The organism is Pseudomonas glycinae (genome assembly GCF_001594225.2).
GTDB lineage: Bacteria > Pseudomonadota > Gammaproteobacteria > Pseudomonadales > Pseudomonadaceae > Aquipseudomonas > Aquipseudomonas glycinae.
Genome location: NZ_CP014205.2, coordinates 2696295 through 2712620 on the forward strand (window position 1 = coordinate 2696295; position 16326 = coordinate 2712620).

15 protein-coding genes are annotated in these 16326 nt (G+C 60.5%); 11 read left to right on the forward strand and 4 right to left on the reverse strand.

The window, feature by feature from the left end; all coding sequences use genetic code 11:
- The first annotated feature begins 6 nt into the window (after positions 1-6).
- From ssuC to AWU82_RS12140, 3 genes are all read left to right on the forward strand, one after another.
- Positions 7-789, forward strand: a complete 783-nt coding sequence (ssuC, locus tag AWU82_RS12130) for an aliphatic sulfonate ABC transporter permease SsuC (protein WP_064379986.1) — start codon at positions 7-9, stop codon at positions 787-789.
- A complete protein-coding gene (gene ssuB, locus AWU82_RS12135) occupies positions 786-1592 on the forward strand; it encodes an aliphatic sulfonates ABC transporter ATP-binding protein (RefSeq protein ID WP_064379988.1) in 807 nt (268 codons plus the stop codon). The genes ssuC and ssuB overlap by 4 nt, the downstream gene beginning before the upstream one ends.
- 106 nt (positions 1593-1698) lie before the next feature.
- Positions 1699-1914 carry a TOBE domain-containing protein gene (locus AWU82_RS12140; RefSeq protein WP_007953520.1) on the forward strand — a complete coding sequence of 72 codons (216 nt, stop codon included), beginning with the start codon at positions 1699-1701 and terminating at the stop codon, positions 1912-1914.
- A 314-nt stretch (positions 1915-2228) separates the two neighbouring features.
- Here the strand turns inward: AWU82_RS12140 and AWU82_RS12145 are convergent, their stop codons facing one another.
- The 3 genes from AWU82_RS12145 to AWU82_RS12155 form a co-directional block, all read right to left on the reverse strand.
- On the reverse strand, positions 2229-2855 hold the full coding sequence (locus tag AWU82_RS12145) for a TetR/AcrR family transcriptional regulator (RefSeq protein ID WP_064379989.1): 627 nt from the start codon (positions 2853-2855) through the stop codon (positions 2229-2231).
- A 92-nt stretch (positions 2856-2947) separates the two neighbouring features.
- Entirely contained in the window at positions 2948-3706 is a 759-nt protein-coding gene (locus tag AWU82_RS12150) for a carbonic anhydrase (RefSeq protein ID WP_223290689.1), read from the reverse strand.
- Positions 3707-3907: 201 nt separating this feature from the next.
- Entirely contained in the window at positions 3908-5284 is a 1377-nt protein-coding gene (locus AWU82_RS12155; RefSeq protein WP_039765386.1) for a glutamine synthetase family protein, read from the reverse strand.
- A gap of 729 nt (positions 5285-6013) precedes the next feature.
- Between AWU82_RS12155 and AWU82_RS12160 the strand changes: the two genes are divergently transcribed.
- The 7 genes from AWU82_RS12160 to AWU82_RS12190 all read left to right on the forward strand — a co-directional run bounded on the left by AWU82_RS12160 (position 6014) and on the right by AWU82_RS12190 (position 14383).
- Positions 6014-7372 carry a glutamine synthetase family protein gene (locus AWU82_RS12160; protein ID WP_011336448.1) on the forward strand — a complete coding sequence of 453 codons (1359 nt, stop codon included), beginning with the start codon at positions 6014-6016 and terminating at the stop codon, positions 7370-7372.
- Positions 7373-7428: 56 nt separating this feature from the next.
- Positions 7429-8793, forward strand: coding sequence for an aspartate aminotransferase family protein (locus AWU82_RS12165; protein WP_011336447.1), 1365 nt, complete (start codon positions 7429-7431; stop codon positions 8791-8793).
- Positions 8794-8965: 172 nt separating this feature from the next.
- Positions 8966-10078 carry a polyamine ABC transporter substrate-binding protein gene (locus AWU82_RS12170; RefSeq protein WP_011336446.1) on the forward strand — a complete coding sequence of 371 codons (1113 nt, stop codon included), beginning with the start codon at positions 8966-8968 and terminating at the stop codon, positions 10076-10078.
- A 187-nt stretch (positions 10079-10265) separates the two neighbouring features.
- The gene (locus tag AWU82_RS12175; protein ID WP_064379991.1) at positions 10266-11363 is read left to right on the forward strand and encodes a polyamine ABC transporter substrate-binding protein; all 1098 of its coding nucleotides are present in this window, start codon (positions 10266-10268) and stop codon (positions 11361-11363) included.
- Between the two features lie 73 nt (positions 11364-11436).
- The gene (locus AWU82_RS12180) at positions 11437-12579 is read left to right on the forward strand and encodes an ABC transporter ATP-binding protein (protein ID WP_007953506.1); all 1143 of its coding nucleotides are present in this window, start codon (positions 11437-11439) and stop codon (positions 12577-12579) included.
- A 35-nt stretch (positions 12580-12614) separates the two neighbouring features.
- Positions 12615-13496 (forward strand): ABC transporter permease subunit, encoded by an 882-nt coding sequence (locus AWU82_RS12185; RefSeq protein ID WP_170844921.1) that lies wholly within the window; start codon positions 12615-12617, stop codon positions 13494-13496.
- Positions 13493-14383, forward strand: a complete 891-nt coding sequence (locus AWU82_RS12190; RefSeq protein ID WP_064379994.1) for an ABC transporter permease subunit — start codon at positions 13493-13495, stop codon at positions 14381-14383. The genes AWU82_RS12185 and AWU82_RS12190 overlap by 4 nt, the downstream gene beginning before the upstream one ends.
- Positions 14384-14528: 145 nt before the next feature.
- Here the strand turns inward: AWU82_RS12190 and AWU82_RS12195 are convergent, their stop codons facing one another.
- Positions 14529-15170, reverse strand: coding sequence for an HD domain-containing protein (locus tag AWU82_RS12195; RefSeq protein ID WP_064379995.1), 642 nt, complete (start codon positions 15168-15170; stop codon positions 14529-14531).
- 190 nt (positions 15171-15360) lie between these two features.
- Here AWU82_RS12195 and AWU82_RS12200 point away from each other — a divergent pair, with 190 nt between their 5' ends.
- Positions 15361-16326, forward strand: coding sequence for a GlxA family transcriptional regulator (locus AWU82_RS12200; RefSeq protein WP_064379998.1), 966 nt, complete (start codon positions 15361-15363; stop codon positions 16324-16326).

Sequence of the window (16326 nt, forward strand, 5' to 3'; positions counted from 1 at the left end):
GCTGCCATGAAGAAATTTATCCACAGCTTCGCGCCCTGGGCGTTGCCGGTGTTGTTGCTGGCGGTGTGGCAGTTGTCGGTGTCGGCCGGTTGGCTGTCGACGCGGATTCTGCCGGCGCCGGTGGCGGTGATCGAAACCGGTGTGAGCCTGGTGCGCAGCGGCGAAATCTGGACGCACCTGGCGATCAGCGGCTGGCGCGCCGCGCTGGGCTTCACCATCGGCGGCAGCATCGGTCTGGTACTGGGGTTCATCACCGGCCTGTCGAAGTGGGGCGAACGTTTGCTCGACAGTTCGGTGCAGATGATCCGCAACGTGCCGCACCTGGCGCTGATTCCGCTGGTGATCCTGTGGTTCGGCATCGATGAGTCGGCGAAGATTTTCCTGGTGGCGTTGGGCACTTTGTTCCCGATCTACCTCAACACCTATCACGGCATCCGCAACGTCGATCCGGCGCTGGTGGAGATGGCGCGCAGTTATGGCCTGTCCGGTTTCAGCCTGTTCTGGCAGGTGATTCTGCCGGGTGCGCTGCCTTCGATTCTGGTCGGCGTGCGCTTCGCCCTGGGCTTCATGTGGCTGACGCTGATCGTGGCGGAAACCATCTCCGCGAGCTCCGGCATCGGTTATCTGGCGATGAACGCCCGCGAGTTCCTGCAGACCGACGTGGTGGTGCTGGCGATTCTGATGTACGCGGTGCTCGGCAAACTGGCCGACCTCGCGGCCCGTGGCCTTGAACGTGTTTGGTTGCGCTGGCATCCGGCGTATCAAGTGGCGAAAGGAGGTGCGGCATGACCGCTCAACAACCTCCACGCCTGCTGCGCGGGATTCCGCTGGTGGTGCGCAACCTGCAAAAGACCTTCGGCACGCGACAAGTGCTGCGGGACATCGATCTGCACATTCCGGCGGGGCAATTCGTCGCCGTGGTCGGTCGCAGCGGATGTGGCAAGAGCACATTCCTGCGCTTGCTCGCAGGCCTTGATCAACCTAGTGGCGGCGATTTGCTTGCCGGAGCTGCACCGCTCGGCGATGCGCGGGATGACACCCGGTTGATGTTCCAGGAAGCACGGCTGCTGCCGTGGAAAAAGATCATCGACAACGTCGGTCTCGGCCTCAAGGGCAACTGGCGTGCGCAAGCCTTGCAGGCGCTGGATGCAGTCGGCCTCGCCGATCGCGCCAACGAATGGCCGGCGGCACTGTCCGGCGGGCAGAAGCAGCGCGTGGCGCTGGCCCGGGCGCTGATTCATCAACCGCGTCTGTTGCTGCTGGACGAGCCATTGGGCGCACTGGATGCGCTGACCCGGATCGAGATGCAGCAACTGATCGAACGTCTCTGGCAACAGCATGGTTTCACCGTGTTGCTGGTGACCCACGACGTCAGCGAAGCGGTGGCGGTTGCCGACCGGGTGATTCTGATCGAGGACGGCGAAGTCGGCCTTGACCTGCAAGTGGAGCTGCCGCGCCCTCGGGTCCGTGGCTCCCATCGCCTGGCGGCGCTGGAAACCGAAGTGCTCAACCGTGTGCTGTCCCTGCCCGGCGAACCGCCGGCGCCGGAACCCGTTTCACCCTTGCCTACGCAACTGCGTTGGGCGCAATGAAGCAGCTGCGAGCAGCAAGCTACAAGCTGCAAGTAGAAGCTCAGTGCTTTTGCTTGCAGCTTGAAGCTCGCAACTTGCGGCTTATTTCGACCTCAGGAGAAATATCATGACTATCAAAGCCATCAACGTACGCAACCAGTTCAAAGGCGCGATCAAGGAGATCGTTCTCGGCGACGTGCTGTCGGAAATCGACGTGCAGACCGCTTCCGGCATCGTCACTTCGGTGATCACCACCCGTTCGGTCAAGGAGCTGGAACTGGAGGTCGGCAGCGAAGTGATCGCCTTCGTGAAATCCACCGAGGTGTCCATCGCCAAGTTGTAAGCCTGTGAGTAAAAAACAACCCCGAAGGGTGTGAGCCCTTCGGGGTTTTTCTTTATTGGCACGATCTGGAGTGCGTGGTGCTGCCATCGCTGGCAAGCCAGCTCCCACAATGCTCCTTGGTGGATTCAGGTTCGGCGAGCAACCGATAAACCTGTGGGAGCTGGCTTGCCAGCGATGAGGCCGGTGAGTGCGCTAGAGGATTCTTTTGATCGTTCCCACGCTCCGCGTGGGAATGCCTCTGGGGACGCTCCGCGTCCAGTGACGCGGAGCGTCACGGGCTGCATTCCCACGCAGAGCGTGGGAACGATCATGTCTCAGCGCTTGGGCAGATAGGGCGGCAGATACAGCCCGATATAGGCATCAAACACCCGCATGCCTTCCTCGGCCATGCGCGGGGTGATCTGCCCGTGCTGCTGCACCGAACGGGCGTAGACGCGGTCGCCCAGCTCCATGGCCAGCGCGAACACATCGACGTCATCCGGCAGGCGCGGCAGTTCGAAGTGATGGTCGAACAGCTTGTGCATCAGGTCGCCCAGTTCGAGGTCGTGTTGGCGATCGGCCTGGGTGACTTCGGTGAGGCCGTGCTGCGCGAGGATCAGCTGGCGGGCGGCGGCATCCTCGCCGTAGATCTCCAGCATCCGCTTCTCGACCAGCCGCGACAGGTCGCGCCAGTCGCGCAGGGCATCGTGATCGATCGGCGCTTGCAGGCAGGCGCGGAAGGCTGCGTGCACATCTGCCGTCAGGGCTTCGAGCAGCGCCGGGACACTGGCGAAGAAGTGGTAGACGGAGGAGGGCGGAATCTGTGCGCGCTCGGCCACGCTGTAGATCGACAGGCTCGCCACACCCTCGGCGGCCAGCAGCGTGCGCGCGGCGTCGAGTATCGAATCGATCCGCGCCTGACTGCGGGCACGGGGTTTGCGTGGAGGGGCGAGTCGAGTCATGGAAGTCTCCTGCGAGGGCAGCAGGCATTGTACGAGGCGTCTGATGCCTTGTCTGTACAAGGCCTGCTGCCCGGACTGCCCGCCACTGCGGTTTAGCTACCGACGTGCACACTCCGGCCATTGAGTGGCTGAACCGGACGTGCATTCATCGGGTACAAGGCCTGGAAAGCCCGGAGTTGTGCCGACGAGAGCTGCACCACGCTGGAAAGCACCTGCCAGCGCACGCCTTCTGCACATGGAGGTGTCGTCAGAGATCCCATGTAGGCGTAGTAGTGATGCGATGCGGGCAGAAATGCTGCAATGTCGATTGATTCCAGGTTCACGACATCACCTGCGACCGTGGGCATGGCCGCCAGGATCACTTCCAGTGCCGGATTGTGTGCGCCCTCTTCAAACAACAGCGCAACCACCGCGAGTTCACCTGCTGCGTTGCGGTGAACCAGATGCGCGTCCATTGGATAGGTGCGGCCCTGAATGGATTCTTCACTTGGCGTGTGGAAGTGCATTTGCACAAAGCTGTAGTTGCCGGAGGCCAGCGTCAGACTGCCTGAATCCGTCGGTGAAAGCTGGATTGTGTGGCCATTGTTCAGGACTGTCGCGGCGCTTGGCTGATAGGAGAAGACCAGTGGTGCAAGCGCTGTTACGGTCGCGTCGTTGATATCAATAGGCGACTGCACTTTGCCGGACGAACAAAGCGCGTACTCCCCATGCAAATCGCCCCAGTTTTCAGGACCGGTGGGCGCCGTGTAACTCCAGGCGGGGAGATGTCCCGGGCTCGCCCAGGTCGTGGTATACACGCCGGCGATGATCAAAGTGAGCGTCGCGCCCAACAGTTGTTTTTTCAGGGTCATTGTTCTCAGTACTCAGGAAAGTTAGCCGGCCAAGTTGCGGCGTTTCCGAGTGTGAGAGTGCGGTCAGGGCCAATATGTAGGTCGTATCGGAGCAGTCCGTAGGACTGGTCCTTGTTTGTTGCGCCAATATTCAACGGAAAATGCCAGGCAAAAAAAACCGCAGGCTCAATAGCCTGCGGCGTTTTTTGTTACTGCAACCGTTTAAACGGTGTGCAGGTACCAGTTGTACTCAAGGTCGGAGATGGAATGTTCAAACTCTTCCAGCTCGCTTTCCTTACAGGCAACGAAGATATCGATGTATTTCGGATCGATGTACTTGGCCATCACCTCGCTGTCGTCCAGCTCGCGCAGGGCATCGCGCAAGTTGTTCGGCAGGCTCTGCTCGTTCTGCTCGTAGCTGTTGCCTTCGGTCGGAGGCGGCGGCTCGATCTTGTTGGTCAGGCCGTGATGCACGCCCGCCAGCACCGAAGCCATCAGCAGGTACGGGTTGGCGTCGGCGCCGGCTACGCGGTGTTCCAGACGGACCGCGTCGGCGGAGCCGGTCGGTACGCGCAGGGCCACGGTGCGGTTGTCCAGGCCCCAGCTCGGCGAGTTCGGCACGTAGAACTGTGCGCCGAAACGACGGTAGGAGTTGACGTTCGGGCAGAGGAAAGCCATCTGCGCGGGCAGGGTCTCGAGCACACCGCCGATCGCGTGACGCAGCGCGGCGTTCTGCTCGGGATCCTCGCTGGCAAAAATGTTTTTGCCTTCTTTGTCGAGCACCGAAATGTGGACGTGCAGCCCGTTGCCTGCCTGGCCCGGATACGGCTTGGCCATGAAGGTGGTGTCCATTTCATGGTCGTAGGCGATGTTCTTGATCAGACGCTTGAGCAGGACCGCGTAGTCGCATGCCTTGATCGGGTCGGCGACGTGGTGCAGGTTCACTTCGAACTGCGCCGGGGCACTTTCCTTGACGATGGCGTCGGCCGGAATGCCTTGCTCTTTGGCGCCTTCCAGAATGTCCTGGAGGCAGTCGACGTATTCGTCGAGGTCGTCGATCAGGTAAACCTGGGTCGAATGCGGGCGTTTGCCGGAGATCGGCGAGCGCGGCGGCTGAGGGCGGCCGTTCACGTTTTCCTGGTCGATCAGGTAGAACTCGAGTTCGAACGCGGCGCAGATGGTCAGGCCGAGCTCGTCAAACTTTGCGACAACTTGACGGAGCACTTCGCGCGGGTCGGCGAAGAAAGGGTCACCTTCGAGTTCGTGCATGGTCATCAACAGTTGCGCGGTCGGGCGCTTCTGCCATGGCTCGTTGCACAGGGTATCGGGGATTGGATAGCAGATACGGTCGGCGTCGCCGATGTCCAGGCCCAGGCCGGTGCTTTCCACCGTCGAACCATTGATATCCAGAGCAAATAGAGAGGCCGGCAGGTTGATGCCTTTCTCGTAAACCTTGTGGAGGCTGGTGCGTTCGATGCGCTTGCCGCGCACCACACCATTCATATCCGCAATCAGAAGGTCAACGTACAGAACCTCAGGATGTTCCTTAAGGAACGCGTTCGCTTCGTTAAGCTGAACGGCACGCGGGGGTACCGACATGATGCAACACCTTTGTTGTTAAAAATATCAATCATTGATCTTTTCTGGTTTCAGTCAACCCGAACGGCCTGCCGAAGTCAAGCGAGGCCTTTTGTGCCCTGAAAAAGCGCCGCGAGGGCATTTATGGGGCACTTTGGGGCGTTTTTTTATCCGTGGAGGACGTGCCACCCGCAGGCTTGAGCAGGCCGTGTTGTATTTTTTACGGGGGTGTTGTGTAAAAAAATGAACAAGGCTAAGCTCCGATCAAACCCATAACAGCAATAATACCGGGGTGCTTCATGTCTCGCCTGCCGTTAATCGGCGTCACCGACTGCTCCTTGCAGTCCGGTCTGCATGCTTCTCACATCAGTGGCGACACGTCCGTCCGCAGCGTGGCCAGCAAGGCCTGCAACGTTCCTGCGATATCCCGATCCATGGCAGATCGAGCGGCAGCGTCCGATATTCTGGACGTGTGCGAAGGCACCCTCTTCAGCGGTACTCCTTTCAATATAGATCTCTTTCCCGCTCCCGGTCTGCATCGCGCCCGTCGCCGTGCCCGTGATTCTGCACACCCGGGATGTGCACAGGAAATGCAACGCCAGCGTAAAGGGCAGGTAAGCTCCTCCTTCATTGTCTATGCGCGGTGCCGGGCGTAAGCCGGCACTGCGCGCAAGCAAGGCCCTTTAACGCGACGCCAGGTGCGTCAAACATTGCCTGACATCTGTCAGGAGACTCAGCCCAGAGGCATATATGAGTAACAACCTCGACCAGCTCACCGATTGGTTGAAAGACCACAAGATCACAGAAGTCGAATGCATGATCGGCGACTTGACCGGCATCACCCGGGGCAAGATCTCGCCGACCAACAAATTCATCGCCGAAAAAGGCATGCGCCTGCCAGAGAGCGTTCTGTTGCAGACCGTGACCGGCGACTACGTCGAAGACGACATCTATTACGAACTGCTCGACCCGGCCGACATCGACATGATCTGCCGACCCGACCAGAACGCCGTGTACCTGGTGCCCTGGGCCATCGAGCCGACCGCCCAGGTAATCCACGACACCTACGACAAGCAAGGCAACCCGATCGAACTGTCGCCGCGCAACGTCCTCAAGAAAGTCCTGAAACTCTATGCCGACAAGGGCTGGCAGCCAATCGTGGCGCCGGAAATGGAGTTCTACCTGACCAAGCGCAGCGACGACCCGGACTATCCGTTGCAGCCGCCGGTCGGTCGTTCCGGGCGCCCGGAAATCGGTCGCCAATCGTTCTCCATCGAAGCGGCGAACGAATTCGATCCGCTGTTCGAAGACGTCTACGACTGGTGCGAATTGCAGGAGCTGGACCTCGACACGCTGATCCACGAGGACGGCACGGCGCAGATGGAAATCAACTTCCGTCACGGCGATGCCCTGTCGCTGGCCGACCAGATTCTGGTGTTCAAGCGCACCATGCGCGAGGCCGCGCTCAAGCACAACGTGGCGGCGACCTTCATGGCCAAGCCGATGACCGGTGAGCCGGGCAGTGCGATGCACCTGCACCAGAGCATCATCGACATCGAGACCGGCAAGAACGTGTTCTCCAACGACGACGGGACCATGAGCCAGCTGTTCCTGCACCACATCGGTGGCCTGCAGAAACTGATCCCGGAATTGCTGCCGCTGTTCGCACCGAACGTCAACTCGTTCCGCCGCTTCCTGCCGGACACCTCGGCACCGGTGAACGTGGAGTGGGGCGAAGAAAACCGCACCGTGGGCCTGCGCGTCCCGGATGCCGGCCCGCAGAACCGCCGCGTGGAAAACCGCCTGCCGGGAGCCGACGCCAACCCGTACCTGGCGATTGCCGCGAGCCTGCTCTGCGGCTACATCGGCATGGTTGAAGGCATCAACCCGAGCGCGCCGGTCGTGGGCCGTGGTTACGAGCGCCGCAACCTGCGCCTGCCGCTGACCATCGAAGACGCGCTGGAGCGCATGGAAAACAGCGCGACCATCGAGAAGTACCTGGGCAAGACCTTCATCACCGGCTACGTCGCGGTCAAGCGGGCCGAGCATGAAAACTTCAAGCGCGTGATCAGTTCCTGGGAGCGTGAGTACCTGCTCTTCGCCGTCTGATACGCCGGGCGCGGTGGGCAGCCGCCGCGCCTTCACCGATAACAAGGAGAATTGGCATGACCAGCAACAACCCGCAAACCCGTGAGTGGCAAGCCCTCAGCAGCGATCACCACCTGGCTCCGTTCAGCGACTTCAAGCAGCTGAAAGAAAAAGGTCCACGGATCATCACCAACGCCAAGGGCGTGTACCTGTGGGACAGCGAGGGCAACAAGATCCTCGATGGCATGGCGGGTCTGTGGTGTGTGGCGATCGGTTATGGACGCGACGAGCTGGCCGATGCGGCCGCCAAGCAAATGCGCGAACTGCCTTACTACAACCTGTTCTTCCAGACCGCCCACCCGCCAGCACTGGAGTTGGCCAAGGCCATCGCCGACGTGGCGCCAGAAGGCATGAACCACGTGTTCTTCACCGGCTCCGGCTCCGAAGGCAACGACACCATGCTGCGTATGGTTCGCCACTACTGGGCGATCAAGGGCCAGCCGAACAAGAAAGTCATCATCAGCCGCAAGAACGGCTACCACGGCTCCACCGTGGCCGGCGCAAGCCTGGGCGGCATGACTTACATGCACGAGCAGGGCGATTTGCCGATTCCGGGTATCGTCCACATCGCTCAGCCGTACTGGTTTGCCGAAGGCGGCGACATGACCCCGGAAGAGTTCGGGATCTGGGCGGCCAATCAGCTGGAAGAAAAGATTCTGGAAGTCGGCGTGGACAACGTCGGTGCCTTTATTGCCGAGCCGATCCAGGGCGCCGGCGGCGTGATCATTCCGCCCGACACCTACTGGCCGCGCATCAAGGAAATCCTCGCCAAGTACGACATCCTGTTCGTGGCCGATGAAGTGATCTGTGGTTTCGGCCGTACCGGCCAATGGTTCGGCAGCGATTTCTACGACCTCAAGCCACACATGATGACCATCGCCAAAGGCCTGACGTCCGGCTACATCCCGATGGGTGGCCTGATCGTGCGCGACGAAGTGGTGGCGGTACTCAACGAGGGCGGCGATTTCAACCACGGCTTCACCTACTCCGGTCACCCGGTGGCGGCGGCGGTGGGTCTGGAAAACATCCGGATTCTGCGCGAAGAGAAAATCATCGAACGTGCCCATGAAGAAACGGCACCGTATTTGCAGAAACGTCTGCGCGAACTGAACGATCACCCGTTGGTGGGTGAAGTGCGCGGAGTCGGCCTGCTGGGGGCCATCGAGCTGGTGCAGGACAAGGCCACTCGCAAGCGTTACGAAGGCAAGGGTGTGGGCATGATCTGCCGCCAGTTCTGCTTCGACAACGGGCTGATCATGCGTGCCGTGGGCGACACCATGATCATCGCGCCGCCGCTGGTGATCAGTAAGGCGGAGATCGATGAACTGGTTACAAAGGCACGCAAGTGCCTGGACCTGACCCTCAGTGCGTTGCAGGGCTAAGTGCTAGGCTCAGAGCGATGGAGCTGTTGCGCTGTCGCTCTGAGCTGTCAGAAAGGCTGGTCTTTTCTTGAAAGACCGCCTCGGATCTTGCCAGACTAGCCGCGGTTCCAGTTGTCCGGGTTCGGCCGCTGAACAAAGTGGTTCAAAAAAGAAAAATTTGGAGCATTAACGCATGAAGGCATTAGGCAAAAAGCTCGCTGGCAAGACTCTGCTCGCCATGTCCCTGATGGGCGTGATGGCGGGTGCGGTCCAGGCGGACGACAAGGTGTTGCACGTTTACAACTGGTCCGACTACATCGCGCCGGACACGGTTGCCAATTTCGAAAAAGAGACGGGCATCAAGGTCGTCTATGACGTTTTCGACAGCAACGAAACCCTGGAAGCCAAGCTGCTGGCCGGCAAATCCGGTTACGACATCGTGGTGCCTTCCAACAACTTCCTGGCCAAGCAGATCAAGGCCGGCGTTTATCAGGAACTGGACAAGTCCAAGCTGACGAACTGGAAGAACCTCGACGAAGACCTGCTCAAGGCCGTTGGCGACGCCAGCGACCCGGGCAACAAACACGCGTTCCCGTACATGTGGGGTTCGATCGGCATCGGCTACAACCCGGCCAAGGTCAAGGCTGCACTGGGCATCGACAAGATCGATTCCTGGGACATCGTGTTCAAGCCTGAGAACATCGAGAAGCTGAAAAGCTGCGGCGTGAGCTTCCTCGACGCGCCGACCGAAATGATTCCCGCGGCTCTGCACTATCTGGGCAAGCCGACCAACAGCAAGGACAAGGCTGACCTGAAAGCCGCCGAAGACCTGTTCCTCAAGATCCGTCCTTCGGTGGCTTACTTTCACTCCTCGAAGTACATCTCGGACCTGGCCAACGGCAACATCTGCGTAGCGGTTGGCTACTCGGGTGACCTGGAACAATCCAAGACCCGCGCCAAGGAAGCCGGTGACAAGGTCAAACTGGCCTACACCATTCCGAAAGAAGGTGCCGGTACTTTCTACGACATGGTCGCCATTCCCAAGGATGCCGAAAACGTCGAAGCCGCCTACAAGTTCATGAACTACCTGCTCGAGCCGAAAGTGATGGCCGAAATCACCAACGCCGTACGTTTCCCGAACGGCAACAAGGCGGCCACCGCCTTGGTGGACAAGGAAATCACCAGCGATCCGAGCATCTACCCTTCGGCTGAAGTGAAGAAGCAGCTCTACGCGATCAGCGATCTGGACGCGGCCACCCTGCGCCTGATCACTCGCAGCTGGACCAAGATCAAATCCGGTAAATAAGCCGGTTTGAACCAGTCACCGCTGGCCGTCGCCTTCATCTGGGCGGTCAGCGGTGCAATTAAATGACAGAAAGTTTTGCTGGAACGGTTTTTCGAAGGTAAGTTGCGCGCCGGTTTTGTTGCCGGGCAACCGTGACTGTCATGCAGCACGGGGCAACTTGGGCCCAACTAAATCAGAGGACCTCCACTTGCCTATTTTTTCTTCCTTGCGCAATGCACTGCTGGCCGCTGCCGGCCTGACGTTCGCTGTCGGTGCCCAGGCCGCCGGTACGGTGCATATTTATAACTGGTCGGATTACATCGGCGAGACCACTCTGGCCGATTTCCAGAAAGACACCGGGATCAAGCCGGTCTACGACGTGTTTGATTCAAACGAAACCCTGGAAGGCAAGTTGCTCGCCGGACGTACCGGCTACGACGTGGTCGTGCCGTCGAACCACTTCCTCGGCAAGCAGATCAAGGCGGGCGCGTTCCAGAAGCTCGACAAGGCGCAGCTGCCGAACTACTCCAATCTCGATCCAGTGCTGCTCAAGCGCCTGGAGCAGAATGATCCGGGCAACCTGTACGCCGTGCCGTACCTGTGGGGCACCAATGGCATCGGCTACAACGTCGACAAAGTGAAAGCCGTGCTCGGCGTCGACAAGATCGACTCCTGGAGCGTGCTGTTCGAGCCGGAGAACATCAAGAAACTGCACAGCTGTGGCGTGGCGTTCCTCGATTCGGCCGATGAAATGATGCCGACCGTGCTCAACTACATGGGCCTGAATGCCAACAGCACCAATACCAAGGATTACGAGAAGGCCACGGCCAAACTGTTGGCGGTACGTCCGTACGTGACCTACTTCCACTCCTCGAAATACATCGGCGATCTGGCCAACGGCGACATCTGTGTGGCCATCGGTTTTTCCGGCGACATCTTCCAGGCCAAACATCGCGCCGAAGAAGCCAAGAAAGGTGTGAACATCGCCTATTCGATTCCGAAAGAGGGTGGCGCGCTGTGGTTCGACATGCTGGCGATTCCGAAGGATTCGGCCAACGTTAAAGAGGCCCACGCCTTCATCAACTATTTGCTGAAACCTGAGGTGATCGCCCAGGTCAGTGATTACGTCGGTTATGCCAACCCCAATCCGGGTTCGGGCAAGCTGATGGAGCAGTCCATCCGCACCGACGAGTCGGTGTATCCACCGCAGGCTGTGCTCGACAAGACCTACGTGTCGACCGAGCTGCCACCGAACATTCAGCGTTTGATGACCCGCAGCTGGACCAAGGTCAAGTCGGGTAAATAGCTTCAACGTACAAACTATCCTGGGTTCGTCTTGCGTGGGCGAACTGCACTCTTTTTTTCTGGGAGTTTTGTAAATGGCAGTTGCCTCCGGCGCCTATAAGAAAGCCCTCGAGGGCGACCAGACACCGAAACAGGTGCTGGTCAAAATCGACCGGGTCACGAAGAAGTTCGACGAGACGGTTGCCGTGGACGATGTGTCCCTGGAAATCAAGAAGGGCGAGATCTTCGCCCTGCTCGGCGGTTCGGGATCGGGCAAATCCACTCTGCTGCGGATGCTGGCAGGGTTCGAACGGCCCACGGAGGGGCGCATTTTTCTCGACGGCGTCGACATCACCGACATGCCGCCGTACGAGCGACCGATCAACATGATGTTCCAGTCCTACGCCTTGTTCCCGCACATGACCGTGGCGCAGAACATCGCCTTCGGCCTGCAACAGGACAAGATTCCCAAGGCCGAGATCGACGCCCGCGTGGCCGAGATGCTCAAGCTGGTGCAGATGAGCCAGTACGCCAAGCGCAAGCCGCACCAGTTGTCCGGCGGCCAGCGTCAGCGTGTGGCGTTGGCGCGTTCGCTGGCCAAGCGGCCGAAACTGCTGCTGCTCGACGAGCCGATGGGCGCACTGGACAAGAAACTGCGTTCGCAGATGCAGCTGGAACTGGTTGAGATCATCGAGCGCGTGGGCGTGACCTGCGTGATGGTGACCCACGACCAGGAAGAGGCCATGACCATGGCCGAGCGCATCGCGATCATGCACCTGGGCTGGATCGCCCAGATCGGCAGCCCGATCGATATCTACGAAACCCCGACCAGCCGTCTGGTCTGCGAATTCATCGGTAACGTGAACATCTTCGAAGGCGAAGTGATCGACGACGCCGAAGGCCACGCGACCATCACCTGCAAGGACCTCGACCGGCAGATCTACGTCGGCCACGGCATCAGCACCTCGGTGCAGGACAAGTCCGTGACCTACGCGATCCGTCCGGAAAAACTGCTGGTCACCGCCGATCAGCCGACCTGCGAATACAACTGGTCGAGCGGCAAGGTGCATGACATCGCCTACCTCGGCGGCCACTCGGTGTTCTACGTCGAATTGCCAAGCGGCAAGCTGGTGCAGTCGTTCGTGGCCAACGCCGAGCGCCGTGGCGCACGTCCGACCTGGGGCGATCAGGTCTACGTGTGGTGGGAAGATGACAGCGGCGTGGTACTTCGCTCATGAACATGCGCAAATTCAAACGCCGGCTCAATCGAATAATTCCCGGTGGCCGTCAGCTGGTCATCGGGGTTCCGTTCATCTGGCTGTTCCTGTTCTTCATGTTGCCGTTCTTCATCGTCCTGAAGATCAGCTTCGCCGAAGCGGACGTGGCCATTCCGCCGTACACCGAGATCTACACCTACGCCGAGCAGAAGCTGCAATTGCTGCTGAACCTGGGCAACTACGCGATGCTCGGCGACGACGAACTGTACATCGCCGCCTACCTGGGCTCGCTGAAGATGGCGTTTTTCAGCACGCTGCTGTGCCTGTTGATCGGTTATCCGATGGCCTACGCCATCGCCAGCGCCCGCAAAGAGCTGCAAACGGTGCTGGTGCTGCTGATCATGATGCCGACCTGGACCGCGATCCTGATCCGCGTCTATGCGTGGATGGGCATCCTCAGCAACAACGGCCTGCTCAACGGTTTCCTGATGAGCATGGGTTTGATCGACGAGCCGCTGCAGATCCTCAACACCAACCTTGCGGTGTACATCGGCGTCGTCTACTCGTACCTGCCGTTCATGATCCTGCCGCTGTACGCCAACCTGGTGAAGCACGACACCAGCCTGCTGGAGGCCGCGTCCGACCTGGGTTCGAGCACCTTCAACAGCTTCTGGAAAATCACCGTGCCGCTGTCCAAGAACGGCATCATCGCCGGCTGCATGCTGGTGTTCATCCCGGTGGTGGGCGAGTTCGTGATCCCGGAACTGCTCGGCGGTCCGGAAACCCTGATGATCGGTAAAGTGCTCTGGCAAGAGTTCTTCAACAACCGTGACTGGCCGGTGGCGTCCGCCCTGGCGGTGGTGATGCTGGCGATCCTGATCGTGCCGATCATCCTGTTCAACCGCAGTCAGGCCAAGGAAATGGAGGGTAAAGAATGAAGCGCTTCCGTTTCTCCAGCCTGATGCTGGTGCTCGGCCTGTTGTTCATCTACCTGCCGATGCTGATCCTGGTGATCTACTCGTTCAACGCCTCGAAACTGGTAACGGTGTGGGGCGGCTGGTCGGTGAAGTGGTACGTCGGCCTGCTCGACAACTCGCAACTGATGGGTTCGGTGGTGCGCTCGCTGGAAATCGCCTGCTACACCGCGGTTGCCGCGGTGGCGCTGGGGACGCTGGCAGCTTTCGTGCTGACCCGCATCACCCGCTTCAAGGGCCGCACGCTGTTCGGCGGTCTGGTGACCGCGCCGCTGGTCATGCCTGAGGTGATTACCGGTCTGTCGCTGCTGCTGCTGTTCGTGGCGATGGCGCAGATGATCGGCTGGCCACAGGAACGCGGCATCGTCACCATCTGGATCGCGCACACCACGTTCTGTGCGGCGTATGTGGCGGTGGTGGTGTCGGCGCGCCTGCGCGAGCTGGACCTGTCGATCGAAGAAGCAGCGATGGACCTCGGTGCGCGGCCGTGGAAGGTGTTCTTCCTGATCACCATCCCGATGATCGCGCCGTCGCTGGCGGCGGGCGGCATGATGTCGTTCGCCCTGTCGCTGGATGACCTGGTATTGGCGAGCTTCGTCTCTGGCCCAGGGTCGACGACCCTGCCGATGGAAGTGTTCTCGGCGGTGCGCCTGGGCGTGAAGCCGGAGATCAACGCCGTGGCCAGCCTGATTCTGCTGGCGGTGTCGCTGGTGACCTTCCTGGTCTGGTTCTTCAGCCGCCGTGCCGAAGAAGCCCGCAAGAAAGCGATTCAGCAGGCCATCGAAGAAGGCACTGCGGATTCGTGGAAGCAACCGGACGTGCGCCGGGCGCCGACGCCGGAAGCGGCTTAAGCCAGTGAGGTTGATCACAACTCTGTGATCAACCTCACTTCCTGTGGGAGCGGGCTTGCCCGCGATGACGTCATCACAGTCAACTGCAATGTTGAATGTCAGACCGCCACGCGGGCAAGCCCGCTCCCACAGTGTTTTGTGGTGATCAGGAAGTCCACGGAGAACTGCGGATAACTTCAACGAAATTCATCGGCTTGAACCCCGGCACCTGATCCTTCAGCACATCGGTCTTCACATTGCCGAACGTCGTCTGTGGACGATGACGCAAGCCGTCGGCGAACGCGCAGATGATGCATTCCTTGAAGCCCTCGCCCCGTGGATGCGCATGCACCACCGCCTCACGCTGCACCGTAGTGAACGCCGCGTAGTCCATGCCCAGCACGTCCATCTCGACACCCGCCGTCACCAGCGCCACGGTCGGGCGCAGATGCTTCGGCACCCCCGGCGTGGTGTGCAGGGCGATCGACAGCCAGACCTGCTCGATGTCGTCATCGCTCAACCCGTACGGCTTGAGAAACTTGGCGGCTGCGTTGGCACCATCGACTTCGAAGCGCTCGTCATCGCTGCGGTGCCCTTCGACCAGACCCAGGTCGTGGAACATCGCGCCGACGTACAGCAGCTCCGGATCGTAGGCCAGTTGCTGACGCTCACCGCTCAAGGCACCGAACAGGAACACCCGGCGCGAGTGGTGGTAAAGCAGGTCGGATTCGATGTCGCGGATGTATTCGGTGGTGGCCCGGGCGAGGGCGCTGTCGGGGATCCGGATACCGGCGATGGTCGTGGTCATGTTGAGCTTCCTCGTCGAAAACGCCGTCACGGCGCTGATGGGGAAAGTCTGTTCCCGGGGGCCAGACCGGACAATCGATCCATGGCTGCGATTCTTGCCATTGCACCTGCAAATCGTGCCAGCTCGCTTCTGCGGCTAGGATTGGCTAGGGTTGGCGCTGATCCGCCATTCCCCGGGAGCCTTCATTGCCATGAACAGAACCGTCGCCATCGTGGTGTTCCCCGGCGTGCAGGCGCTGGACGTCAGCGGGCCGATGGACGTGTTTGCCGAGGCCAACCGCTTCCTGGCGCCAGAGGATCATTACCGGCTCGAGGTGATTGGCGTCGAGCGCGGGCCGATGGCGTGTTCCAACGGGTTGACCTTGAGTGCGCATCGGCATTTCAGCGAAGTGCAGGAGGCTTATGACTTGCTGCTGGTGGCGGGCGGGCCGCAGTTGCCGTTCCTGAATTTCGGCGAGGCATTCGATGCCTGGCTGCGTGACGCCTGTGGACGGGCGCGGCGATTCGGCTCGATCTGCAACGGTGCGTTCATGCTCGCCCGTGCAGGACTGCTGGACGGGCGCACGGTCACCACCCACTGGAACGACGCCGAGGCGCTGGCGCAGTTGTGCCCGTCGAGCCGGGTCGAGGCCGATCGGTTGTACGTCGAGGACGGCCAGCTCTACACCTCGGCGGGGGTGACGGCGGGGATCGATCTTTCGCTGTACCTGCTGGCGCGTGATCACGGGGCCGAGGTCGCGCTGAGCGTGGCCAAGCGGCTGGTGGTGTTCACCCAGCGCTCGGGCGGGCAGTCGCAGTTCAGCCCGTTCCTCACGCCCCATGCCGAGCCGACGTCGGCGGTGGCGATGGTGCAGCTGTATGTGCTGGCCAATCTCACCGGCGACCTGACCATTGCCGACCTGGCGAACGCTGCGAACATGAGTGCGCGGAATTTCTCCCGGGTGTTTGCGAGGGAGGCGAAAGTCACCCCGGCGGAGTTCGTCGAACGGGCGCGGGTGGATGCGGCGCGGGTGATGCTCGAAAGCACCACGGCGCCGCTGAAGACGGTGGCGTATCAGTGCGGGTTTCGCGATGCGCAACATATGCGCAGCGTGTTCAACCGGCGGCTGGGGGTGACGCCGCAGCAATTCCGGCTGAACTTTGCGGCGATGGTTTGA

Bases quoted from the DNA above. Each gene is read 5' to 3' on its own strand.
- ssuC (WP_064379986.1), top strand. From the start codon at position 7: ATGAAGAAATTTATCCACAGCTTCGCGCCCTGGGCGTTGCCGGTGTTG.
- ssuB (WP_064379988.1), top strand. From the start codon at position 786: ATGACCGCTCAACAACCTCCACGCCTGCTGCGCGGGATTCCGCTGGTG.
- AWU82_RS12140 (WP_007953520.1), top strand. From the start codon at position 1,699: ATGACTATCAAAGCCATCAACGTACGCAACCAGTTCAAAGGCGCGATC.
- AWU82_RS12145 (WP_064379989.1), bottom strand. From the start codon at position 2,855: ATGACTCGACTCGCCCCTCCACGCAAACCCCGTGCCCGCAGTCAGGCG.
- AWU82_RS12150 (WP_223290689.1), bottom strand. From the start codon at position 3,706: ATGACCCTGAAAAAACAACTGTTGGGCGCGACGCTCACTTTGATCATC.
- AWU82_RS12155 (WP_039765386.1), bottom strand. From the start codon at position 5,284: ATGTCGGTACCCCCGCGTGCCGTTCAGCTTAACGAAGCGAACGCGTTC.
- AWU82_RS12160 (WP_011336448.1), top strand. From the start codon at position 6,014: ATGAGTAACAACCTCGACCAGCTCACCGATTGGTTGAAAGACCACAAG.
- AWU82_RS12165 (WP_011336447.1), top strand. From the start codon at position 7,429: ATGACCAGCAACAACCCGCAAACCCGTGAGTGGCAAGCCCTCAGCAGC.
- AWU82_RS12170 (WP_011336446.1), top strand. From the start codon at position 8,966: ATGAAGGCATTAGGCAAAAAGCTCGCTGGCAAGACTCTGCTCGCCATG.
- AWU82_RS12180 (WP_007953506.1), top strand. From the start codon at position 11,437: ATGGCAGTTGCCTCCGGCGCCTATAAGAAAGCCCTCGAGGGCGACCAG.
- AWU82_RS12190 (WP_064379994.1), top strand. From the start codon at position 13,493: ATGAAGCGCTTCCGTTTCTCCAGCCTGATGCTGGTGCTCGGCCTGTTG.
- AWU82_RS12195 (WP_064379995.1), bottom strand. From the start codon at position 15,170: ATGACCACGACCATCGCCGGTATCCGGATCCCCGACAGCGCCCTCGCC.
- AWU82_RS12200 (WP_064379998.1), top strand. From the start codon at position 15,361: ATGAACAGAACCGTCGCCATCGTGGTGTTCCCCGGCGTGCAGGCGCTG.